Origin of the sequence: Bifidobacterium psychraerophilum, from assembly GCF_000741705.1 — a bacterium.
Lineage (GTDB): Bacteria > Actinomycetota > Actinomycetes > Actinomycetales > Bifidobacteriaceae > Bombiscardovia > Bombiscardovia psychraerophila.
In genome coordinates, this window is sequence record NZ_JGZI01000010.1 from 159,736 (window position 1) to 181,727 (window position 21,992).

The following is a 21,992-nucleotide window of genomic DNA, read 5'->3' on the forward strand; positions in this document are numbered from 1 at the left end:
TTCCTTAATGACCCCTACGCCGGCATACTGAACAATGTGCTGACCGGATGCTGCTCCAGCGCATCGCGACCGTTCAGCCCTTCAAGTTCCATGACGAAACTGTAGCCGCTGACACTGGCACCCGAGGCCTGGATCAATTGGGCTGCAGCATGCGCGGACCCGCCTGTGGCGATCAGATCGTCAACAACCAGTACGCGCTCACCGTGTGCACACGCGTCCTGTTCGATCTCCACGCATGCGGAACCATACTCCAAAGCATACGTCTGACTGAGCGTTTCGGGCGGAAGTTTGCCCGCCTTGCGGACCGCGATGAATCCTTTGCCCAGGGCATTGGCCATTGCAGGCCCCAGCAGGAAGCCCCTGGCCTCAAGCCCGGCGACTACATCGATCTCGTCAGGCGATACCGGCAGGTTGGCGAGCATCGCTCGTATCAACAACGATAATCCGCGTGGATCCGCCAACACCGGCATGAAATCCCTGAAGAGTATTCCGGGCTTCGGGAAATCCGGAATACTGCGGAACAGGGAGATCAGGTATTCGATCTCCTCGCTCTGCAGAGAAGGGATGTTGCCGGCTTTGATGTCGGACTTGGGCATGGGTGACTTCCTTGTATTCGTCTCTATGGCGGTTGTCGACAACTTACTTGGCTGCTGGATGCTGCTCCGGCGCTTCGTCGGTCGTCACGCTCTGCACATCGATGGGCTCCTGGGCGGCACTGGAATCAGTGGCGATCTGTGCCTGATCCGCGTCATTCGGCGCCTCAAGGGGATTGCCCTCGGCATCGACCTCATCATCGGAAACGAATGCGGGGACGACGGGAGGCTCGGTGATCGCCTGGATGCGCCAACGTGACTGCGCACCCTCCGAATCGATCACGATCTGATCCTTGTCGAGATCGACCGAAACCACGGTGCCGATGAGACCCGAGAAGGTCGCGACCTCGGTACCCGGCTGCAATGACTCCCTGAAGTCCTTGACCTTGGACTGTTGCTGCTTGGATTTACGAGATTGCCACCACATCAGTCCGACCATGAACACGATGACGACAATCATGAAAGAATATTCCATTGGCTTGCTCCTTAGAGTTTGGGGGTATCGGAGGCGCAGAAGAGCGAAGAGTTCAACACATCCAAAGACTTGATTTTAGAACAGCTTGTTGACATCCGGTCCGGGTTCCAGACCGAGGTGGGCCCAGGCCTTCGCCGTGGCGACACGACCCTTGGGCGTCCGGATCATGAAACCTTCGCGAACCAGATAGGGTTCGCATACGGTTTCCACCGTTTCGGCCTCTTCCCCGACCATCGCGGCGAGATTGTTCAGTCCGACCGGACCTCCGTTGAAATTCGTCACCACGGCCTTCAGCACGGCTATATCCAAGCGATCCAGACCCTCCGAGTCGATCTGATACAGGCTGAGGGCCTGACGGACGTCATCGGGCCCGACGGTTTCCAGATCATGGACCACGGCCCAATCGCGGACACGGCGGAGAAGACGGTTGGCGATGCGCGGCGTGCCCCGTGAACGAAGGGACAGTTCGGTGGCGGCATCCGAGACCAGGCGCACATGCAGGACCGAGGCTGATCTGTCGATCAGACGCTCAAGCTCCTCATGCGGATAGAAGTCGAGATGAGCCGTGAATCCGAAGCGCGCCCTCAGCGGTGAAGGCAGCATGCCTTCACGGGTCGTGGCCCCGATGACCGTGAAGCGGGGAAGCGTCAAGGGTATCGATGAGGCACCCGGACCCTTGCCGACCATCACATCGACACGGAAATCCTCCATAGCGATGTACAACAGCTCTTCGGCGGCGCGTGGCAGACGGTGGATCTCATCGATGAACAGCACTTCGCCCGTTTCGAGCGAGCTGAGCATCGAGGCGAGATCGCCCGCATGTTGAATCGCAGGGCCGGAGGTGATGCGGATGGTGACATCCATCTCCTTGGCGACGATCATCGCCAAAGTCGTTTTGCCGAGTCCCGGAGGGCCTGCGAGTAGGATATGGTCTGGGGCGACATCGCGTTTCTTCGCCGCGTCCAGGAACAGTCCCAGCTGCGCCTTGAGCCTCGGCTGGCCGATGAATCCCGCGAGGGTGTCGGGTCGGAGCTCCTCGTCGCTGAGCACCTCGTCACTGATGGGATCCGCGGAAACCATCCTGAGCGAATCCTCATTGGCCCCATTGTTCTGCAACATCGCGTCCTGCTGTTCCGCGGACATATCAGCGCCCCCTGTCGAGTGAAGTCAAGGCAAGTTTAAGCGCCCGGGGCACATCTTCGGAAGGCAACGGCAGGGAGAATCCGGAGTCTTGCAATGTCTTGCGCACCGCCTGCTCCGCATCCCGCATCTGCCATCCGAGGGAGAGCAGACCCTGCAGCACCTGCTCGCTGCCTTCGTCCAAGTTCTCCTCCGTCCCGCTTGAAGGTGCTTTGGGCAGGTCGATATGTCCCGCAAGATCCAGGATGATCTTCTGCGCGCCCTTGCGTCCCAAACCAGGCGCCTTGGCCAGAGCGGCCGCATCGCCGGCCTCCACCGCGGCGACGAGCTGATCCGGTTTGAGCGTCGACAGCAGGGACAACGCCACCTTGGGACCGATGCCGCTGACCTTCTGCAATCTGACGAAAAGGGTCTTCGAGGATTTGGAGATGAATCCGAAGAGCGTGATCGCATCCTGCGAAACGTTCATGGTCGTGTATACCCGGGTGGATGATCCGGCATGCATACTGGTCAGATCACCGGCCGGCATATGCACCTCATAGCCAACGCCGGAGACGTCGATCGTGGCGATATCCGCTTCGATAGCCACCACTGTTCCCGAGAGTAAAGCAATCATGCACCCATCCCTGCTTCCATTGCCCCGCCTGCGGCCTCCCGCACCGATACCGCTGCGATACGCTGATCGCGTTGCAACGGCACCGCTGCGTACGGGACATCAGAGCGGGATACATGTTTCGAACGTTTGTTCGATAGTCTACATGCCTCTGCCGACCCCGCGGCTTCGGGCGGCCTTCTGACTTGCCGTCGTCCACTGACGCTGGGCGGCTGTGAGATGCTGCTCCCGTTCCCCTCCCTGCAGGGCACCACCGGGGCGCAACGCATGGCATATCGCCAGAGCCAGGGCATCCGCGGCGTCAGCGGGCTTGGGCAACTGGTTGAGTCTGAGAATGGTGGTCACCATGCGTTCCATCTGGATCTTTTCGGCTTTTCCGTTTCCGGAAATGGCGAGCTTCGCCTCGGTCGGGGTATGCAGGGCCACGGGGATGCCCCGTTGGGCCGCAGCGAGCATGGCCAATCCCGCGGCCTGGGCCGTCCCCAGAACGGTGTTTCTGTTGGACTGGGCGAAAACCCTTTCGATCGACACCGCATCGGGCGAGAAGGCATCCATCTTCGCCGAAAGGCCGTTGAAGATGGTCAGCAGGCGCAGATCCTGGCTTTCCTCTGGCGCTGAGCGCACCACATCCACATGGATAAAGGAAAGCCGGCGTGAAGCGCCGGCTTCGATAACGCCGACCCCGCAGCGTGTAAGCCCGGGATCGACGCCAAGGATGATCACTGTTCCTTACTCCTCGTCGAGCTGGGCCAGAACGTCATCAGACGCCGTCCAGTTGTAGTAGAGGTTCTGAACATCATCGAGGTCATCGAGGTTGTCGATGAGTTTGATGACCTTGCGTGCGGAGTCGATGTCGAGTTCCACCTCGCTCTTGGGGTTGAGCACCAGATCGGCCGAATCGTAGTCGATGCCGGCATCCTGCAGTGCTTTGCGAACCGTGACCATATCGCTTGGATCGGTGATGACGGCATAGCTTTCCTCACCGTCGGTCACATCCTCCGCACCGGCTTCGGCCGCGATCTCGAAGACCTTGTCATAATCGACATTCGACGCAGGAACCACGATCTGTCCCTTGCGCTCGAAGTTGAAGCTCACGGAGCCGTTCTGCGCCAAGGACCCGCCGAATTTGGTGAGTGTCGAACGCACTTCGGCGGCCGCACGATTGCGGTTGTCGGTCAGACATTCGATGATGAGTCCGACACCGGCAGGTGCGTAGCCTTCATAGACGATATCCTCGTAGTTCGCCGCACCGGCCTCTTCGCCGGAACCGCGCTTGACGGCGCGGCTGATATTGTCGGCAGGCACCGACGACTTCTTGGCTTTGACGATGGCATCGTACAAGGTCGGGTTTCCATCGGGGTCGCCGCCACCGGTGCGTGCTGCGATCTCGATGTTCTTGATCAGCTTCGCGAAGAGCTTGCCGCGCTTGGCGTCGATGGCAGCCTTCTTATGCTTGGTGGTGGCCCACTTGGAATGCCCTGACATTTCGCTCCTGACAGATTCGATACGTTAAACGACAATGATTTTAGGGTGTCTCTCAGACAATATGACGCTGTCGGGTGAAGCGGTGCCCCTCTTTGGGCGCGTTGAGGACGTCGGCATAGACGGAAAGCACACTGCTGGTGACCCGGGACCAGTCATAGTCGCGGGCCCTGGCCTCACCCTCGACACAGAGCCTCGCACGGGCCCCGTCATCCTCTATCAGCTCCGTGATCGCCCTGGCGCAATCCTGGGCGTCACCATTGGTGAAGAGCGTCGCCGCCTTGCCTTGTCGGGATACCGCCTGGAAGGCCTTGAGATCGGATGCCACGGTCGCGCATCCGGCAGCCATCGCCTCCGCCAGCACGATGCCGAAGCTTTCGCCGCCGGTCTGCGGGGCCACATACACGGTGAGGCTTTTATAGAACGAGGCCTTGTCCTCTTCGCTGATGCGTCCGAGAAACTCCGTGTGCGCGATGAGCTCTTCGGAGACGGAAGCGAGTATCTTGCGACCGTCATGCTCACCGTCGCCAACGCAGAGAAAACGGGCCTGTGGGAAACGCTTGAGAATCAGCGATGCAGCACGGGCGAATACGGCGAAGCCCTTGCGCTCCTCCCCCATGCGTCCGAGGAAACCGATGGTCGGGCTTGTCGATGTGCCCAGCCATTCGTCCTTCGTGGAGGCCGTCGCATATGCGCTGGTGCAGATGCCGTTGGGAATGACCGAGATATCGGTTGAGGGATCCAGATAATGACTGGCTGTATCCATCGCGGCATCACTCACGCATATGGCCGATTTGATATTGGACAGGTATGAACGCAGATAGAACTGCGTGCATCTCAGGGCCAGTGGGTAGGTGTCGAATGAGGCGTGGAAGGTCGCGACGTACGGGCAGGGCTCAAACCCGGGGATTAGGGGTTTGTGGCTGATACTGGGCACTTCGGGCTCATGGAGGTGCACGATGTCGAAATGGCCTTGTTTGATCCATCGTCTGGTGACCGATCCGACCCATCCGAAGTAGCTGAGGTTGGCGACTGATCCATTGTAGGGAATCGCGAAGGAACTTCCTGTGGTCTGCACCCACAGTGGCATATCATGCGTGCGTCGTCCCGGGGCCAGCACCTCGACGTCATGTCCCCGGGCGATCAGCTGCTTCGCGAAATCCCTGATGTGGAATTGCACGCCACCCGGGGTTTCGAAGGAATAGGGGCTGATGATGCCGACTTTCAATTTTCTGCCGTTAAGCGGATCACCGGCATCGCTGGCAGGAAGCTGGGAAAGTTCTGAGCGCATGTATTACATTCTCCCACTCGGGCCCGCCGATGTTCTGGATATGCTGTCAATATTTTCTGGCACGCCATGCATTCTGGCAAGATCGAGATCTTCGATGAACACCGGCTGCAGCATGTGCCAATCCTCTGGATGGTCCTCTATCTTGGCCGACCAGATGTCGACCCAGGCCTGGGACAGCGCCGTAATCGCCTCTTCCTTGGGCATGTCCTCATAGGGGTGGGGATCGATCGGGCCGCTTATCGTGCACACATAGCCATGCTTGATTCCCGCGACACGCCTGCCTGCGGCGTCCAGGGCCTCCCTGTGCATGTTGAACACATAGAGCGGGCGTCCCGTTTCCAGCGCTATGGTGGCCGGTCCACGTGCCACGCGCATCAGCGATCCGAATGCGTTGACGAAGACGCCGTGTCTGCTCAGATCGCGGTCGGCCAGCAGAGGAACGATGACATGCGCTTCGTCCAGGCGCTCCTCCAATTGCCCGATGAGGCCGTGCTCTCCGGTGAGCAGAATGGTCATGCCGAGTTCTTCGCGGATGGAAACGAAGACCTTGAGCAGCTCCTCGTTCTTCAGGCGTTCGGCGACCGTCGTTACCGGCGCGATGGCCGTATTCGCCCAGAATCCCGCATAGTCCCAGTTGCCCTGGTGTCCCATCGCGATTGGGGCGGAAGATTCGACGCAGAGTTCCTGTATGGAGGCGAAACCCTCCCCCTCGCCTCTGATGCGCGCCAGAAGCTCCTGCTCGCTGCGGGCGCCGACGGTCAGGGCCTCGGCGAAATACATGAAATAGGAATGCATCGCCTTGCGCGAACTCCGGCGGAGCGTCCTGCGGTCCACCTGGCCGTCTCGGTGCTGCAGGACCTGCCGGAGATTGCGTTCCAACTGGCGCACCCCTGCGATATGCAGCAGCCAGGCCGCATCCGCCGCGAAGGAGAACACCGCCCGGATCAGGGTTTCCGGCAGCCATGAGGCATGTTTCGCCAGGGCACTGAGCACATGGTTCATGGATTCAGCTCACTCGTGTTCCGGATTGGCGGGTTTCGTGGATGTGCTCATGCTTCTGCTGACATGCCATATGCGTTGCCACACGGTCAGAACGCCCAGGGCCGCAAGCAGCAGCATGCAGCAGGTGAGCACTGCTGGCGGCAGCCCGATGCCGGTGAGCGCCATGCCGACCAGAATGATGACGAGTCGGTCGGATCGTGTCGCGACGCCGTTCTTCGCTTCGAAGCCTTCGGCTTCGGCGCGCGCCCGTGCATACGATGTGACAAAGGATGTCATCACCGAGAACAGGGCCGCATACATGCCGATTTCAGGCCAGTAGTCGTTGGGGCCGGTGGCGCCCGAGGAGATCAGACGGTGGAAGTATATGATGACGCCTGTGAGCACGGCCCAGTCGGCGATACGGTCCAATGTCGAATCCAGAAAGGCGCCGAATTGGGTGCCTCCGCCGCTGAGTGCGGCAACGGAGCCGTCCAGGGAATCGAAGATCACCAGGATGGTGAGCACGATCGCACCGGGTAGCAGCCAGCCGGTCAGGCCGGTGATGATCGAAACCACAACCGTGCCCACCGCCCCGACCACGGTCACCACGTTGGCGGTGACTCCGATGGACACCAGACCGCGTGCGATGGGGGCGATCAGACGCTTCCAGGGTTTGCGCAAGTGCTCAAACATCGATATCCCTTTCATTGGGGTCTTCGCGCGTCGGGCGCGCATGATTCGTGTCTTCGGTGCCGCACAGGGCCGCAAAGGCCTGCGCATACTGGCTGCGCTGGTCCGAAAGCAGAATGGGCATCGTGCGTGTCTGCGCCACGATCGGCATGAAGTTGGAATCCCCGTTCCATCTCGGCACGATGTGCTGGTGGAGATGGGATGCTATGCCGGCACCCGCGACCTCGCCCTGGTTGATGCCCAGATTCCATCCGTCCGGATGTGAGACCTTGTCCATCACCCGCATGGCCTGCGCACTGGTCTTTTCGAATTCGATGAGCTCATCGTCGTCAAGATCGGTCAGCAGGCTCACATGGCGATAGGGGCACACCATCACATGTCCCACGTTGTAGGGGTACAGATTCATGATGACGAAGACCTTGGTGCCGCGCCATACGATCAGGCCGTCCTCATCGGATTTCTTCGGAGCCTCGCAGAACGGGCACTGCCCTGTCCGCGGTGATTTCTCCTTGTCGGGGGCCAGCACATACGCCATGCGCTGGGGCGTCCACAAGCGCTGGATATGATCCTCCTGCGGGGGGAAATCGTCGACCGTGTCACAACGGACCTGCGATGAGTTCCCCTGCTGCCCATCATCCTGATAAGCATCGTCCTGCCGCACAGTCGGGCGCGCGGATTCCGTATTCAATTGCGCGCCCTCTTCACGTGGGACATCATCCCTGTTTTCCATAGTTCTTCAGCTTACTGCTGGCTGATGCCCGTAGCTGCGGTGAAGTCCTCGCTGGAGCTGATCTGGGCGCGTCGTGCGATCGCCGTGGTTATGCCATTGATGGCCTCGTCGACGGGAACGCCGTTGATCTGGCTGCCGTCACGGAAACGGAAGCTCACCGCGTTCCTGCTCCGGTCATCCTCACCGGCGATAAGGGTGAAAGGCACCTTGGATTTCGAGGCGTTGCGGATCTTCTTGCCGAAGCGGTCATCCGAACGATCGATTTCGCAGCGCACCAACGCATCCTCCAAGCGGTGCAGGATGCCTTCGAGATGCTCCGTGTATTCATCCGCGACGGGGATGGCCTCGACCTGCACGGGTGCAAGCCATGCGGGGAAGGCTCCGGCGTAATGTTCGAGCAGAATCGCGAAGAAGCGCTCGATCGAACCGAAAAGCGCACGGTGGATCATAACCGGCCGTTGGTGCGATCCATCGGCGGCGACGTATTCCAATTGGAATCGCTCAGGAAGATTGAAGTCAAGCTGGATCGTGGAGACCTGCCATGTGCGTCCAATGGCATCGCGTGCCTGGACCGAGATCTTCGGCCCATAGAAGGCGGCGCCACCCGGGTCGTCCACCAGGTCGAGGCCCGAATCCTTGGCGACTTCGGCGAGGGTGTTGGTCGCCTCCTCCCACACCTCGTCGGATCCGACGAACTTGTGCGGATCCTTGGTGGAAAGCTCCAGATAGAAATCATTGAGACCGAAGTCCTTGAGCAGGCCGAGCACGAAGTTCAGCAGGCTCTTGAGTTCGTCCTTCATCTGATCGCGGGTGCAGTAGATATGGGAATCGTCCTGGGTGAGACCACGTACCCTCGTCAGACCGTGGACCACGCCGGACTTCTCGTAGCGGTAGACGGTGCCGAATTCGAAGAGGCGCAGCGGGAGCTCTTTGTATGAACGTTGGCGCGAACGGAAGATCAGGTTGTGCATCGGGCAGTTCATCGGCTTCAGGTAGTAGTCGAAGCCCTGCTTGGTCACCTGACCGTCGGCATCGGTCTCCTCGTCAAGATGCATCGGAGGATACATACCGTCCTTGTACCACTGCAGATGCCCGGAGATCTCGTAGAGATGGCCCTTGGTGATGTGCGGGGTCTGCACGAAGCTGTAGTGATGCTTGCGGTGCTGCTCGCGCGAGTAATCCTCCATCGCGTTGATGATCGCCGCGCCCTTGGGGTGGAATACGGCCAGACCCGGTCCGATCTCGTCCGGGAAGGAGAACAGGTCCATCTCGGCGCCGAGTTTGCGATGATCCCTTTTCGCGGCCTCCTCCATGCGGGAGAGATACGCCTTCATCTCGTCCTTGCTGGGCCATGCGGTGCCGTATATGCGCTGCAGCATCGGGTTCTTCTCGCTGCCGCGCCAGTAGGCTGCAGCCGTGCGCTGGAGCTTGAATGCCTTGATGTAGCGGGTGTTGGGCAGGTGTGGTCCCCTGCACAGATCCTTCCAAACGACGGTGCCTTCACGGTCGACATTGTCGTACATGCTGAGTTCGCCAGTGGATACCTCGGTTGCGGCCTCCTGGTCGATTTCAGCTTCTTTGACGCCGATCAGTTCAAGTTTGTAAGGCTGATCGGATTCCTCGGCGCGTGCCTCGTCCTCGGAGACGACACGGCGCTGGAACCGCTGGGCCGACTTGATGATGCGCTGCATGCGCTTTTCGATATCCTTGAGATCCTCCGGGGTGAAGGGCTTCTCGACATCGAAGTCATAATAGAATCCGTCATCGATCACCGGCCCTATGCCAAGCTTCGCGTCAGGGCGAAGCTCCTGGACGGCCTGTGCCATCACATGGGTGCAGGAGTGACGCATGATGGCGACACCTTCGACGCTGTCGAGGGTTATCGCTTCCACCGAGTCACCGTCATGAAGCGGGGTGTACAGGTCTCTCGCTTCACCGTTGATCTTGACCGCAATGATGTCCTTGTTCTCGGCGAAGAGTTCGGTTCCGGTCTGTGTGGCATTCACCTCCTTCGGATCACCGTTGATTGTGATGGAGATGGTCTGCGTGGCTGCCATAGTGCCGTCCTTACTCTCGACCCGCGTTACAAGGTGCAGGTCTGGACTGTGTGTGTACGCGCATGATGATAATCAGGCGCGATATTTGACAACCGCCACCATATGAGGTGACGGAGACAAGGTGGCCCCCGATGGGCGCAGACGGCCATGATGCCGAACTCCCCGTTCACGGCATGCTTCGGCACCATCAGATACGGCATATGGATCCATATGCGCCGACCGACACCCATCGGTCGGCGCGGGTCGGGAGCTTGCGGCTCCTTGGCCGGTGAAGTTCCCGACGCTCAGGCGACTTCGGCGATCGACTGTTCAAGGGCTCCCAGGAACCAGTCGAAGTCTTCCTGCGTCGTGGTTATGTTGGGGTATACACGAAGAATCGTGTCATCGTTGATCGATGTCATGGTATGCACCCGATGCTTCTGAGCCAGTACGGTGCCTATGGCGTTGGCATAACCGGTGCCCTGTTCATCGCTGCCGAACTTGAGGCCGATCATGTAACCGCGTCCACGGATCTCTTTGAGCACCGTAGGGTGCTTGCTGCGGATGCGTTCCAAACCCTCCCATACATAGCCGCTGCGCTCGAGGACCTTCGCCGCGACATCCTCTTCGATCATGAATTGCAGGGAGCTCAACGCGACGGCGGCCGAGATGTTGTTGTCCTGGTAAGTGGCGGTATGCATCATCGCGCTGTCGAAAGACCCGTATGCGGCCATATACAGTTCCTCCTTGACCTGGACTCCCGAGACCGGAAGAACGCCGTCCGAAATGCCTTTGGCGAAGGTGAAGGCATCCGGGACGAGTCCTTCGTAGTATTGGTGCGCCCAGACGTATCCGGTTCGGCACGAACCGGCCTGCACCTCATCGAGAACCATGTAGACATCGTATCGGTCGCATAGCTCACGAACCCTGTAGAAGTAGTCGTCGGCAGGTACGACAATCCCTCCCTCCCCCTGTATCGGTTCGGCGATGAACATGATGACATCGCCTTTTTTGAATTCCTCCTCTACCGCGTCGGCATCGCCGTAGGGCACGTAGGCATGCCCGGGTACGGGGGTCTGCCAGCGGCGCCACACGTCCTTTCCGCCTGCGTTGACCGCACCGGTTGTTTTCCCATGGAAGGAATTGAGGGTGGATATGACCCGGGTCCTTCCTGTTTTGGTGCGTGCGGCTGCTATACGGCACATTTTGAGTATGACCTCGTTGGCCTCGGCGCCTCCTCCCCCGTTGAGCACGGTGCGTGTCAGCTCCGGGGTGATGAGCGCCATATTGTGGGCGAAAGCGGCCGTCACCGGTTTAAGCGCCATCGGATCCATCGTCAATGCCTTGCTCTCCAGATAGCGGCGCACGCCGTCCAACACGAAGGGGTTGTTGTGCCCGAGTATGTAGACACCGACGCAACCGATGAAGTCGAGCCGTTCATTGCCCTCCGAATCCCACATGTGGCAGCCCTCGGCTTTGACGATATCGAATGTCAGGCCGGCGGACAGTCCGATCTGAGTCCTGTATTGATTCATATGCCTGAGCTGGAGTTCCTCAACCCTGCGTGAATCGAGTGACAGGGATTCCTCAAGGGTGATGAATTCCGGGTAGATGGTGTTGACGTCGGTCATGTGCTGCTCCTGTTGGATTGCGGTGCGGCCTGCGGATGTACATTCGGCAGACAGCGCCTGTCGGTGTTGATTGTGGTTTGGATGCCTTCGTGCGTGGGATTGCCTTGCGCACGAAGGCGGGAATCATGTGCCGTGGCTATCCGGCAAGGCCATCCGTGAGCTCTTCGTAGCTCTGGGGCCTTCTCAGCCTGAGGATGATGGCCTGGGCGACACCTGCCAGGAAGAACACCAGCAGCAGGCCAAGCAGGCCGTAGGTCAGCGCCCCGGCTTTCGGATTGCCCGCCGCGTCGGAGTCACCGACCAGAAGGGGGAAATTGACGACGATCATCATCAGGAAGACGGCAAGTATGATGCCGCCGAGACCGGGCGCCACCCGGGTCTGCCATATACCCGCTTCAAGATCTCGGTTTTTGGCGAAGAAGGCGATGACGGCCGCGCAGGTCAGCAGCATCAATGTCACGAAACCGGCCGTGGCGACGCCTGAGAACCATGTGAAGCCTTGGGCATAGGGATCCAAAGCGCTCAGGACGATGATGCCAAGGGCGAGCAGGGCGGTCGCGCTCTGCGCCAGGGAGGCGCGAGCCGGCGAGTGGTGTTTCCTATGGGTATGCGCCAGAAAGGCCGGCAGGGCCTTGGAGGAACCCATCGCATGCATATACCGGGCCAGTACGTTGTGGAAGCTCAGTATGCAGGCGAACAGGCTGGTGATGAGCAGCACGCTGATGACCACGGCATACCAGGATCCGATATAGCGCTCGCCGGTGAGTTGAAGCATGTTGCCGGCTTCGAGCGTCGATCCGGCGACTTCGACCACGGAATCCGGTCCCCACGCGGTGACGAGTGCCCATGATGCGAATACGTACAGCACGCTTGCGAAAGCGCATGCGATGTATGTTGCACGGGGAATCGTCCGGTCGGGATTCTTGGCCTCACTGCGGTAGATCGCGGTCGATTCGAATCCTATGAAGCTCGCGATGCCGAACATGAATGCGACGCCGGGCGAACCGCTGACGAAGGCCTGCGGTGAGAAGGATTGCGCGATATGGATGCCGCTTGCGCCCCCTGTCGCGAATATCGCCAGCGACAGCACGAGGATGACCGCGATTTCGGCGATCAGCAATACGCCCAGGACTTTTGAGCTCATATCGATATGCCTGTACCCGAGGAATGCGGTGAGTGCCAGAACCATCAGGGAATACGCCCACCATGGGAGCGAAATCGAGAAGGCCTCCAGAGCCACGGAAATCTGCAGCCCGATCAGGCAGTAGACGGACACCTGGATCGCGGTATATGAGACCAATGCCAGCATGGCCGCGCCAAGACCCCAGGTAGGGTTGAGTCCGCGGCCGATATAGGCGAAGAAGGCACCGGCCTTGGGGACGAATCGTGCCATGGCGCTGAGTCCTACGGAGAACAGGGCCAAGGCGATGCCGGCGACGATGTATGTCGAGGGGAATCCTGCGCCATTGCCCAACAGTATTCCCACCGGTGCGCCGCCCCCTATGACGGTCAATGGCGCAGCCGCGGCGACGACCATGAACACGATGGCCCCAACGCCCAGGGAGCCTGACAATGATTGACGTGTCGACGAGGAGGATTCAGGCGGAGGGTTTGATGTGGTGCCCGGAGTGGGCAGCGATGACGACGCTGCGTGCCTGCCCGGATTGTCTGCGCTCAGCGGCTCCGTGTTCAGAATGTCTGTGCTCATGGTGCTGTGGCCTTTCGATTGAAGGCGCCTGGGTGATCTGCCGTTGTCGCATGCTGTGGAGGGGTTCTTGTTCGGCATCGATCCGGGGCCTGTATGGCAATGAGTACTGTGACCTGTTCTGATGATGCGTCCGGGATGTCTCCCCCAGGCTGAGCAGGCCTAAGGGTATTTATAAATGAGCAAGTGCTCTTTTTAATGTCGGGCAGTTATCCAATATGTTTCACGCCGAAACACTACAGAAACGAAAAAGCGGGCACAGGCGCTATTTGCCGGCGAGGCGGAGGACGGCGTCGACGGATTCCCGCAGGGTGCGGGCCCTGTTTTCCGAATGGGTCATGGCGTATTCGACCTGGGCCTGGATGGCTGTTGATATCGCCATCTGCGCCAGATCCCGCAACGGGGCGGACGCACTGATCTCGCCAAGTTCCACGGCCTGCTGCAGAAATCCTTCGAGCTGCGACGACCATTCGTTCAGTTCGTCCAAGGTTACGGAGGCCTGACTATGGGTGGAAACCGCAAGACCCCAGAAACTCACTGCGATTTTGGCCTCGACCCGGGATACTTCGGAGATCGGGAAAATCTCGTCAAGGGCGAGATTGAATGCATGCAGACCGGATGCGTGTTCGACCGCGTATTGGATGCGGGTGCTGGTGTCTTCGGTGATGGTCGTATATGCCTGTTCGATGAGTTGGTTCATGTCATCGAAGTAACGCCATAGGAGGCTGTTCGATATATCCAGCTTACGGGCCAAGGCTCTCGAATTGGCCTCCGCCATGCCCTGCTCCCCCACAAGTTCAAGAAAAGCTCTGACGATACTGTTGCGGCGCGCTTCGTGATCCACGATTTTGGGCATGATGATGACTTCGCTCTCTGAAAGGCTCAATGGACAACAAGATACCAGAAAGCGTTGCGGGATCTGATGGCGCTCACGGGCCCGCAACGCTCCGCCATACCTGAGGCTCTGCGCTCCTGCGGCTATTCCCAGATTCCGTGCAGGGCGCGTAGCTCGACGGTCGCCTGCCCCGTCATATCGGCGCTCAATGTGGCCGCGAAGGACCCGTCGATATCGGTGCAGTTGCTGAGTATGGCTCCTGCCGCCTCCCCATCGTTGAGGAATATCTCGGCAACGCCACGATCATAGAAGATCTCAACGCGCCTGATCTCCTCGATGCCGGTGCTCAGATAGAGATCATCGGTGGGTGCGCCCTTCGTCCACACGCGTGTGATCCCGTTTTCGCGCGTCAGATGCAAGGAGCGTTCGGACGAATGTGCGGCGATCCTCAAATCGAAGTCCGTATCGTCGGGCAAACACACATCGGCATAGTAGGCGTTTGAGGGAACGGGAACATGCATGGTCGGTACGGCTCCGTCGACACCCTTGGCATCCAGGGATTCGATCGCGAGGCTCTCCCCCACCAGATGGTCATATACCTCTTCGACGGGGCTGCTGGTCAGCCTTCCATTCCGCACATGGAGCTCGCGCGGCAGGGACATCACACCATTGGCCGCGTATTCGTTCTCCTGGCGGACGCCGAACCAGTCCGACAGCCATCCGATGGCGATACGGCGCCCCCGGTCATCCGCAAAGGACTGGACCGCGTAGTACGAGGTGCCGAAATCGCATAGTCCGGCGGTCCGGGCCCTGAATCGCGCCGAAGCAGCGGCATCATCCGCGCCGACGATGTCTCCCGTATACCAGAGAACCGGCTGGAAGCGACCTCCGCCATCGCGGAACTTCATCAAAGCCGCGACGGCTACATCCTCCCCATCCAGGGGGAAGAGGTCGGGGCACTCGTATGTGAATGATTCGGTATGCGCGGTATCCGCGAATGCGACGCCTTCATACTGCCAATCCTCGGCTGTGGAGATGCCCTTCGTCGGGTCGGCGGTGAACATCGCCAGTGCAGGCACACGTGCGCCATCGGCCTGGCGCTGCCCCTTCGTATCTCTGGGAGCGTCGGCATACCAACCTTCGCGGAGGTCCGTCGAGGGTGCCCAGCTGAAGTCATAGTGCTGCTGCTCGACCGATTCCTTAGCCACATTGCTCGCCACGACCATCACGGCCGCATCGTCCGCAATGGCATCGTTCCGTCTGAATCTCCACTCGACCTTAGGATCGCGGAAATCAAGGCCGAGTTCCGGATGATCGCCGTCTTCCGGGCGGCGCACAACGATGTCTTCAGGGCCCATATCGATTCCATTGACGCTTTCGCACGTCGTCTGGTACTCAAGCAGGCTTGAGGGATCGCCGGGGATCTCCATATGCCGGGTGAGGAAGAATCGAATCGCATGCGCTTCATCCCCGGGGCAAGGTTTGCCCGACTCGTCGACGGGTACCGCACTTCCTGAGAACGCGCCGCCCGAGCGATCCTGGCCCTGGTGCAGTCGTGCTTGCGGGAACAGCGCGACGGGCAGATGCGTCCAATGCACCAGATCGGTGCTCACCGCATGCCCCCAGTGCATATTGTCCCAATTCCATCCGTAGGGGTTGAACTGGTAGTACAGGTGGTACCTGCCCTGGAAACGGCACAGTCCGTTCGGATCGTTCATCCAATGATTGAAGGGCTCGAAATGCGAGCGCGCCCTGCCGTGCGATTCGTGGAAGGAGCCCAGATCCCCGACCGGGTGCAAGGGCAGCGCATCCGATGTGCCCATCGTGCCATCATTGGATGATTGAGGGCTGACGTCCATGAAGGTGATGCCTCTGTCAAGCAGTCCCTCACCACCGGAGAGATAGGCCAGTGAGACCCGTGCATTGATGCTCTCGATGCTGTATGACCAGCCTTCTTCGATATCGAAGGAGACATGACCACGTCGGGTGCCCTCCTCAAGAAGGAACTCCTTCCTGAGGGGTGCCGTATCGATGTCTGGCTGCCTGGCGGCGATGAGGGCTATGCCGGATCGTCTGTCGTCGGCGTGATCACCGGTACCGGGCACCCCTTCGATGAAGAATTCGGCATGCGTGTACCCCTGAGCCGAAAACGGCGTTCGGTCCGTCCGGCTATCTGTCTGCGTATGCGTTACGGAGCTCATGGCTATCGTCCCTCTGTCATGTGTGAAGGCGTCGAAACGCCTGCGCTGATGTTATGAATATCCATCCCCGGCAGCTTTGCGTAGGAAAACACGACCATGCAGGAGAGCAAGGCGGGAACGGAGAGACCGAACACCACCAGCACGCCGGGCCAGGTATACCAAACCCATACCAGGAGCGCGAACAGCACCGCACTCATCAGACTACACAAGGGTCTGGCTACCACCATCTGGATTGTCGTCTTGGCGATCCAGAGTCCTGATTCCTCGAAATTCGCGCGGAGCACCCAACTGAGCAATGTGAATATGCCGAGAACGGCCATAAGCACCACCAGTGCCCCCGAGACGGCCACACCGATCCGGCCTCCGGCATCATGCCAGTTGACGACCCAGTAGTCGAAGATCAGCAGGGCCCACAGGCAGAGCAGCGGCCACCCGAATGCATTGGCTGAGCGTATGTCCTGTTTCCAGGCCTTATGGAAGCAGGACCACGTATTGCGGACCGTCCAGGCGCGGTCCTCGCAGAGCAGCCAGGTGCGATAGGTGGTGTGCGCGGCCCCGATCGAGGGAAAGAAGCCGAAGATCAGGACACCAAGCAGCGTATGCGCGATCATGGCCACATTGACGATGAACACCATCAGCGCGGTTCTGCATATCCGCTCATAACTCAACGCGAATCTTGACAACATTGCACTACCTCGATTTCTTCCTCGTAAGTGCTGTGACGGGCATGCCCTTCACCCCTTGATGGCACCGATCATCACGCCCTTGTTGAAGTACTTCTGCAGGAAGGGGTACATGACCAGCAGCGGCAATGTGGAGACGATGATCACGCCGTATTTGATCTGCTCGGCGAAACGCTGCGCCGCCACAGCCGTCATGCCGGCGCTGTTCGAGTTCGTCTGGTTCGCCAGCAGAATCGATTGCAGCACGTTCTGCAAAGGCTGTTTGCTGGCATCGCGGATGTAGATCAGGCCGGTGAAGTAGTCGTTCCAGTGTCCGACGAAATAATACAGGGCGATCACCGCGATGATGGCGCTGGACAGAGGCAGCACGATGCGCACGAAGTAGCCGATGTAGGACATGCCGTCGATCTGCGCCGCGTCGTGCAGCTCCTCCGGGATGGAGGTCTCAAAGAAGGATCTGGCGATGATCAGGTTGTAGACGCTTACGGCACCCGGCAGGATGAACACCCACATGGAGTTCAGGATGCCGATCTGCTTGTAGAGCAGGTAGCTGGGGATCAGGCCGCCACCGAAGAACATCGTGAAGGTGAACAGGAACATGATGATGCGCCGTGGTTTGAATTCGGATCGGGAGAGCGCGAATGCTGCCGGCAGCGTGACCACCATGTTCAGCGCGGTTCCCGCGAAGGCGTAGATAAGCGTGTTCTTGTATCCGGTCCAGATGCGGGAGTCGGCGAATATCTTCGTGTACCCGGTGAAATTCGTGCCTTTGGGGAGGGTGAGCACCTCGCCTATGGCGACCTTGGTCGGGTCCGAGAAGGATGCGATGACGATGAACCACAGTGGATACAGCACCACCAGGATGATCGCCACGACCAGAATCGCGATCAGGCCGTCCGCTATATGGTCGCTCAGCGTTTTGGACTGCTTGGTCTTCTTGTTCCAGGGAACGCTGCTCCCATTCATTTTCGGGGCTTCCGGTCGTGCGGCTTTGCCCTGCAAGCTAACTGATGTCATGGTGATTCCCCTCAGAAGATACTGGTTTCGGAAACTCTCTTCGAGATCGCGTTGGCGATGACGAGGAACACGAAGTTGATGAGTGTATTGAACAGTCCTATCGCTGTCGAGTATGAGAACTGGTTCGAGACGATACCTATCTTGTAGGTATAGGTCGAGATGACTTCGGAAGATGAGAGGTTCAAGGCGTTCTGCATCAGGAAGACCTTCTCGAATCCGACATTGAGCACACTTCCCATGTTCAGGATGAGCAGTATTCCGCAGGTCGGCAGGATCGTCGGGAAATCGACGTATCGGATCAGCTGGAAGCGGCGGGCCCCGTCGACCTTCGCGGCCTCATACAGGGCGGTGTCCACACTGGAGAGTGCCGCAAGGTAGATGATCGAATTCCAACCCACGTGCTGCCATACCTCGGTGACCCAGTAGATGGGTGTGAAGAGGTTGGGATTGCCCAGAAGGCTCGTGTCTCCGAGGAAACGGCCCAACAGTCCGGTTCCGGGGGTCAGGAAGATGTTGATCATCGCCACGATCACCACGGTTGAGATGAAGTGCGGCATGTAGGTGATCGTCTGCACGAAGCCCTTGACCTTGGTGCTGCCGATCTGGTTGATCAGCAGTGCAAGGATGATCGGTGCGATGAATCCCATGACCATCGTCCACAGGCTGATGGAGATGGTGTTCTTCATGATGTTGCCGAACATCGGGGACTCAAGGAACTGCCTGAAATATTTCAATCCGACCCAAGGGCCTCCGGTGAGGCCCTTGCTGGGAACGAAATCTCGGAAGGCGAGCTGGACGCCGTACATGGGTACGTAGGCGAACAGCCCGATGAAGCAGATGGCAGGCGTCACCATCAGCCACAATTGCCAGTATCGCTTGAAATGCTCGCCTAGCCGTGTGAGCAACGAACCGTGCTTCGGCATCGCCGGGTGCCGTTCACGACGCTTGCGACGTTTGCTGCTTGTCGCAGCCGCTGCGACTGGGACGATTTGCGTGGCATCCTGCATGCCGGGATTGACCTGTGTCTGCCCTGCCGCCACGCTTGCGACTGTTGCGCTCTGTGTCATTGCGCTTCCCTTCCGATTGCGTTAGCTGGCCTGTGATCAGTTCTTGGTGTACTCGTCGTAGTACTTCTGCCACAGTTTGACGTTCTGGGTGAGTCCTACGCTGTCCAGTTTCTTGACGTAGGCATCCCAATCAGCGTCGACGCCGCCCTTTTGGATCCAGGTTGCGGTCTTGGTGAGCGCGTAATTCAGCACCGCGGTGTTGTTGTTGGTGATCGTGGTCTGGTCGTCGACATCAGGACGGACGTAGATGGGCATCACATCCTTCGTCTCATCAACATTCGCGAATGCCTTGGTGTATGCGGAATCAGCCTCGCGCAGGGCCTCACTGGCCTTGTCGTTCTTGATGGTCGCGCTGTCTGGAATCCAGCCTGCGAAACGGTCGGCGGTGGCCTTGCATGGATCCTTGGTGCTGGAATCGAAGCAGCGGTCGTTTACCGTGTAGGTGCTGTTGTCGGAGCTGGTGACGTCTTCGGGGATGTCGCCGTAGTACTGCTGGATGGATACCTTTTCGCTGTAGAGCGCGTTGACGACCTTATAGACCGCCTCTTTGTTGGGTGCGTTCTTCGAGACGGCGATGGCGTGGTTGGAAAGCTCCGTGAGATCCTGCGAGGCATCCCAGGTGACTTCGGAATCCGGTGTCGAGGCCGTGGCCTTCAAAGAGGGGAGCGCCACGTACTGGTCCTGGAGCTTCTCGAAGTCCGTGGTGGCCCAGCCGACGATCATGCCGCTTTTGGCCGTCTTGCCATCGCTGACGGTATCGGCGGTGATGGCCGAGTCCTCGCGCGTCAATGCATCGGCGGGGATGAGACCCTGCTCCATCAGTGAATGGAGGTATTTGACCACGCTCTTGTATTCGTCGCTTTCGAGGAAGTTCCCCACCTTGCCGTCCTTCACGTAGATGCCTTGGAATGATGGCGATGTGCCTGCGAAGCTGGTCGTGATGCCCAGGGAGTTCAGCAGAACGAAGGGGTTCCACAGGGAGAAGCCGGTGGTGTCGATACGGCGCATGTTGAATGGCACCTCATCGGCTTTGCCGTTCCCGTTCGGATCCTGGGTCTTGAAGGCCGTGAGGACCTTGGTCAGCTCATCCCACGTGGTCGGCATCTTCAGGCCCAGCTTGTCGAGCCAGGTCTTGTTGATGAACATGTGGTTGGAGGAGACGCGGTAATATTCTCGCCTCGATCGGATGGCAGAACGAAGACATTCCCGTCCTTGTTCTCCACCATCTTCTTGGCGCTGGTCTGTGTTTCGAAGAATTTCTTCACATTGGGCATGGCGTCCATGTGTTTGGAGAGATCCTCGAAATACGGGTATTGCTCGCCATCGGTGGGATCGAAGGTGAAGATCGAGACATCGGGCACATCCCCCGAAGCGAGCACTGCGGATTTCTGCTGGCTCCATGAGGAATCGGCCACGTCATCCCACTTGATCGTGCAGTCGCACGCCGCTTCGATGTCCTTGGTCCATCCCATCGACTTCATCGCGACATCGGTGGAATACCGTGTGATGAGAATATTGACGATCGGCTTGCCGTTCGCATCCACTGTGGCCTCATCACTGCCTGAGCCTCCACAACCGGAAAGGGCCATCGTCACCGCTGCTGCTGCGGCCGCCAGCGAAAGCATTCGCTTCTTAGCACCTCGTCGTGCCATATTTCCATCCTTTCAATCATTGCTTCCTCAAGATGCTTCGCCACGGGCGACGCACCGAAGTTACCTGCAACCCATCCGGATTCCCGTCATTGGAGTCCGTGAGCTTCTCTGCTGGGTTGCATTCATCAAAATAACACGTCAATCGTTTGACGTCAAACGATTGACAGTCTTTCTTCGCGGAGTGTTGCGAAGCTGGCCGGAGGCGCGGTCGTTTGGGCGTGCAGGAGGTCTGGGAGTCCTTCATCCCCACCGGACTGTAGTGTGAATCCCGACACGGGGCGCCGCTTCCTGGCGGCTGAGATTGACCCGTTGAACCTGATACAGATAATGCTGACGAAGGGATGTCCTGCATATGGGTATGCATTGCCATGTTTCACCATCAACGCATGATGGAATGAAGTCTCCACTGGTGGTGGGGCCGCTTACATCGATCCTGTCCTCCTCTTCCTGCGAGGGAGGTGCGAGATGACACAGAGCGCATATGAACTGCTTCGCAATAGAACGGGTGTGGAATGGGATGCCGCGGTGAATCACCGCTTCGTCCGGGAGCTGGTGCACGACCAACTGGCGGATGATGTGCTGCGCTCCTATCTCATCCAGGATTGGCAGTTCTCCTTCGACTTCTATTCCTTGATGGGAGAAGCCATCGCTACTGCCGACACGATGCCGGCGAAGGTCAGGCTGGGGCGGCAGATGGGTTTCATCGCCAATGATGAGAACACCTATTTCCATGAACGTTTCGCACAGTTCGGAGTCAGTGAGCGTGAGCTGGAATCCCCGGAACTCACCCCGGCATCCGCAGGATTCCGGGGTCTGTACCGTGATGCGGTCGACGCGCACTCCTACGCTCAGGCCCTCGCCGTGCTGCTGGTTGCTGAATCGCTGTACCTTGATTGGGCCGAGACGGCCAGCGATCACGGAAGGTCGATGCCACGGCTTGAGCAGAACATCGGCTGGGTCAATGTGCACCGCGGTGCCGATTTCGAGGAATGGGTGCGTTTCCTCATTGACGAATTCGATCGGGTGGCGGATCCGAAGGATCCTGATGTGGTGCGGTGCTTCGAGCAGGCGGTGCACTACGAGCTCGGCTTTTTCGATGACGCATACGACCATGCCGGCGATGACAGCCGGAACGTCGCCTGAAAGGCAGGCACGAAGCCGTCGCTGACG

Annotated in this window: 21 protein-coding genes and 1 riboswitch; of the genes, 1 reads left to right on the top strand and 20 read right to left on the bottom strand. The window is 59.1% G+C overall.

Annotated elements, in window-relative coordinates:
* Positions 1–14: 14 nt before the first annotated feature.
* The 20 genes from BPSY_RS07900 to BPSY_RS11985 all read right to left on the bottom strand — a co-directional run bounded on the left by BPSY_RS07900 (position 15) and on the right by BPSY_RS11985 (position 20,822).
* On the bottom strand, positions 15–596 hold the full coding sequence (locus tag BPSY_RS07900; protein ID WP_033496402.1) for an adenine phosphoribosyltransferase: 582 nt from the start codon (positions 594–596) through the stop codon (positions 15–17).
* A gap of 43 nt (positions 597–639) precedes the next feature.
* The gene (yajC, locus tag BPSY_RS07905) at positions 640–1,068 is read right to left on the bottom strand and encodes a preprotein translocase subunit YajC (RefSeq protein ID WP_033496400.1); all 429 of its coding nucleotides are present in this window, start codon (positions 1,066–1,068) and stop codon (positions 640–642) included.
* Positions 1,069–1,143: 75 nt separating this feature from the next.
* Positions 1,144–2,211, bottom strand: a complete 1,068-nt coding sequence (ruvB, locus tag BPSY_RS07910; protein ID WP_033496398.1) for a Holliday junction branch migration DNA helicase RuvB — start codon at positions 2,209–2,211, stop codon at positions 1,144–1,146.
* 1 nt (position 2,212) lies between these two features.
* Positions 2,213–2,824: a Holliday junction branch migration protein RuvA gene (gene ruvA / locus BPSY_RS07915; RefSeq protein WP_033496397.1), complete on the bottom strand. Its 612-nt coding sequence runs from the start codon at positions 2,822–2,824 to the stop codon at positions 2,213–2,215.
* Positions 2,825–2,962: 138 nt separating this feature from the next.
* The gene (gene ruvC, locus BPSY_RS07920; protein ID WP_033496395.1) at positions 2,963–3,544 is read right to left on the bottom strand and encodes a crossover junction endodeoxyribonuclease RuvC; all 582 of its coding nucleotides are present in this window, start codon (positions 3,542–3,544) and stop codon (positions 2,963–2,965) included.
* A gap of 6 nt (positions 3,545–3,550) precedes the next feature.
* On the bottom strand, positions 3,551–4,306 hold the full coding sequence (locus BPSY_RS07925) for a YebC/PmpR family DNA-binding transcriptional regulator (RefSeq protein WP_033496393.1): 756 nt from the start codon (positions 4,304–4,306) through the stop codon (positions 3,551–3,553).
* A gap of 52 nt (positions 4,307–4,358) precedes the next feature.
* Complete coding sequence (locus BPSY_RS07930; protein ID WP_051921850.1) at positions 4,359–5,594, bottom strand: glycosyltransferase family 4 protein; 1,236 nt, start codon at positions 5,592–5,594, stop codon at positions 4,359–4,361.
* Between the two features lie 3 nt (positions 5,595–5,597).
* A complete protein-coding gene (locus tag BPSY_RS07935) occupies positions 5,598–6,596 on the bottom strand; it encodes a phosphatidylinositol mannoside acyltransferase (protein ID WP_033496391.1) in 999 nt (332 codons plus the stop codon).
* Positions 6,597–6,605: 9 nt separating this feature from the next.
* Complete coding sequence (pgsA, locus tag BPSY_RS07940) at positions 6,606–7,268, bottom strand: phosphatidylinositol phosphate synthase (protein ID WP_033496389.1); 663 nt, start codon at positions 7,266–7,268, stop codon at positions 6,606–6,608.
* Positions 7,261–7,995 carry an HIT family protein gene (locus BPSY_RS07945; protein ID WP_081884348.1) on the bottom strand — a complete coding sequence of 245 codons (735 nt, stop codon included), beginning with the start codon at positions 7,993–7,995 and terminating at the stop codon, positions 7,261–7,263. Before BPSY_RS07945 ends, pgsA begins: the two co-directional genes overlap by 8 nt.
* A gap of 11 nt (positions 7,996–8,006) precedes the next feature.
* Positions 8,007–10,052: a threonine--tRNA ligase gene (gene thrS / locus BPSY_RS07950; RefSeq protein ID WP_033496387.1), complete on the bottom strand. Its 2,046-nt coding sequence runs from the start codon at positions 10,050–10,052 to the stop codon at positions 8,007–8,009.
* Positions 10,053–10,336: 284 nt separating this feature from the next.
* Positions 10,337–11,662: an aspartate aminotransferase family protein gene (locus BPSY_RS07955; protein ID WP_051921851.1), complete on the bottom strand. Its 1,326-nt coding sequence runs from the start codon at positions 11,660–11,662 to the stop codon at positions 10,337–10,339.
* A 136-nt stretch (positions 11,663–11,798) separates the two neighbouring features.
* Positions 11,799–13,370: an APC family permease gene (locus tag BPSY_RS07960; protein WP_081884422.1), complete on the bottom strand. Its 1,572-nt coding sequence runs from the start codon at positions 13,368–13,370 to the stop codon at positions 11,799–11,801.
* A gap of 262 nt (positions 13,371–13,632) precedes the next feature.
* A complete protein-coding gene (locus BPSY_RS07965) occupies positions 13,633–14,253 on the bottom strand; it encodes a TetR/AcrR family transcriptional regulator (protein WP_152596813.1) in 621 nt (206 codons plus the stop codon).
* Positions 14,254–14,345: 92 nt separating this feature from the next.
* Entirely contained in the window at positions 14,346–16,403 is a 2,058-nt protein-coding gene (locus BPSY_RS07970) for a glycoside hydrolase family protein (RefSeq protein WP_051921852.1), read from the bottom strand.
* A gap of 2 nt (positions 16,404–16,405) precedes the next feature.
* Positions 16,406–17,089, bottom strand: coding sequence for a YesL family protein (locus tag BPSY_RS07975; protein ID WP_051921853.1), 684 nt, complete (start codon positions 17,087–17,089; stop codon positions 16,406–16,408).
* Between the two features lie 48 nt (positions 17,090–17,137).
* Positions 17,138–18,103, bottom strand: a complete 966-nt coding sequence (locus BPSY_RS07980; RefSeq protein WP_033496383.1) for a carbohydrate ABC transporter permease — start codon at positions 18,101–18,103, stop codon at positions 17,138–17,140.
* A gap of 11 nt (positions 18,104–18,114) precedes the next feature.
* The gene (locus tag BPSY_RS07985) at positions 18,115–19,026 is read right to left on the bottom strand and encodes an ABC transporter permease (RefSeq protein ID WP_100841141.1); all 912 of its coding nucleotides are present in this window, start codon (positions 19,024–19,026) and stop codon (positions 18,115–18,117) included.
* A gap of 180 nt (positions 19,027–19,206) precedes the next feature.
* Positions 19,207–20,316: an extracellular solute-binding protein gene (locus BPSY_RS07990; protein ID WP_238556831.1), complete on the bottom strand. Its 1,110-nt coding sequence runs from the start codon at positions 20,314–20,316 to the stop codon at positions 19,207–19,209.
* Positions 20,277–20,822 (bottom strand): type 2 periplasmic-binding domain-containing protein, encoded by a 546-nt coding sequence (locus tag BPSY_RS11985; protein ID WP_238556832.1) that lies wholly within the window; start codon positions 20,820–20,822, stop codon positions 20,277–20,279. The genes BPSY_RS07990 and BPSY_RS11985 overlap by 40 nt, the downstream gene beginning before the upstream one ends.
* 264 nt (positions 20,823–21,086) lie before the next feature.
* Positions 21,087–21,181: riboswitch (TPP riboswitch) on the top strand.
* Positions 21,182–21,287: 106 nt separating this feature from the next.
* On the opposite strand from BPSY_RS11985, the gene BPSY_RS07995 reads away from it, so the two are divergent.
* Positions 21,288–21,965: a TenA family protein gene (locus BPSY_RS07995; RefSeq protein ID WP_033496379.1), complete on the top strand. Its 678-nt coding sequence runs from the start codon at positions 21,288–21,290 to the stop codon at positions 21,963–21,965.
* The last annotated feature ends 27 nt before the right edge of the window (positions 21,966–21,992 follow it).

What these genes read in the sequence shown, in the direction of transcription:
- BPSY_RS07900 (WP_033496402.1), bottom strand. Translation starts at nt 596, where the DNA reads ATGCCCAAGTCCGACATCAAAGCCGGCAACATCCCTTCTCTGCAGAGC.
- yajC (WP_033496400.1), bottom strand. Translation starts at nt 1,068, where the DNA reads ATGGAATATTCTTTCATGATTGTCGTCATCGTGTTCATGGTCGGACTG.
- ruvB (WP_033496398.1), bottom strand. Translation starts at nt 2,211, where the DNA reads ATGTCCGCGGAACAGCAGGACGCGATGTTGCAGAACAATGGGGCCAAT.
- ruvA (WP_033496397.1), bottom strand. Translation starts at nt 2,824, where the DNA reads ATGATTGCTTTACTCTCGGGAACAGTGGTGGCTATCGAAGCGGATATC.
- BPSY_RS07925 (WP_033496393.1), bottom strand. Translation starts at nt 4,306, where the DNA reads ATGTCAGGGCATTCCAAGTGGGCCACCACCAAGCATAAGAAGGCTGCC.
- BPSY_RS07930 (WP_051921850.1), bottom strand. Translation starts at nt 5,594, where the DNA reads ATGCGCTCAGAACTTTCCCAGCTTCCTGCCAGCGATGCCGGTGATCCG.
- BPSY_RS07935 (WP_033496391.1), bottom strand. Translation starts at nt 6,596, where the DNA reads ATGAACCATGTGCTCAGTGCCCTGGCGAAACATGCCTCATGGCTGCCG.
- pgsA (WP_033496389.1), bottom strand. Translation starts at nt 7,268, where the DNA reads ATGTTTGAGCACTTGCGCAAACCCTGGAAGCGTCTGATCGCCCCCATC.
- BPSY_RS07945 (WP_081884348.1), bottom strand. Translation starts at nt 7,995, where the DNA reads ATGGAAAACAGGGATGATGTCCCACGTGAAGAGGGCGCGCAATTGAAT.
- thrS (WP_033496387.1), bottom strand. Translation starts at nt 10,052, where the DNA reads ATGGCAGCCACGCAGACCATCTCCATCACAATCAACGGTGATCCGAAG.
- BPSY_RS07955 (WP_051921851.1), bottom strand. Translation starts at nt 11,662, where the DNA reads ATGACCGACGTCAACACCATCTACCCGGAATTCATCACCCTTGAGGAA.
- BPSY_RS07960 (WP_081884422.1), bottom strand. Translation starts at nt 13,370, where the DNA reads ATGAGCACAGACATTCTGAACACGGAGCCGCTGAGCGCAGACAATCCG.
- BPSY_RS07970 (WP_051921852.1), bottom strand. Translation starts at nt 16,403, where the DNA reads ATGAGCTCCGTAACGCATACGCAGACAGATAGCCGGACGGACCGAACG.
- BPSY_RS07975 (WP_051921853.1), bottom strand. Translation starts at nt 17,089, where the DNA reads ATGTTGTCAAGATTCGCGTTGAGTTATGAGCGGATATGCAGAACCGCG.
- BPSY_RS07980 (WP_033496383.1), bottom strand. Translation starts at nt 18,103, where the DNA reads ATGACATCAGTTAGCTTGCAGGGCAAAGCCGCACGACCGGAAGCCCCG.
- BPSY_RS07985 (WP_100841141.1), bottom strand. Translation starts at nt 19,026, where the DNA reads ATGCCGAAGCACGGTTCGTTGCTCACACGGCTAGGCGAGCATTTCAAG.
- BPSY_RS07990 (WP_238556831.1), bottom strand. Translation starts at nt 20,316, where the DNA reads ATGTTCATCAACAAGACCTGGCTCGACAAGCTGGGCCTGAAGATGCCG.
- BPSY_RS11985 (WP_238556832.1), bottom strand. Translation starts at nt 20,822, where the DNA reads ATGGCACGACGAGGTGCTAAGAAGCGAATGCTTTCGCTGGCGGCCGCA.
- BPSY_RS07995 (WP_033496379.1), top strand. Translation starts at nt 21,288, where the DNA reads ATGACACAGAGCGCATATGAACTGCTTCGCAATAGAACGGGTGTGGAA.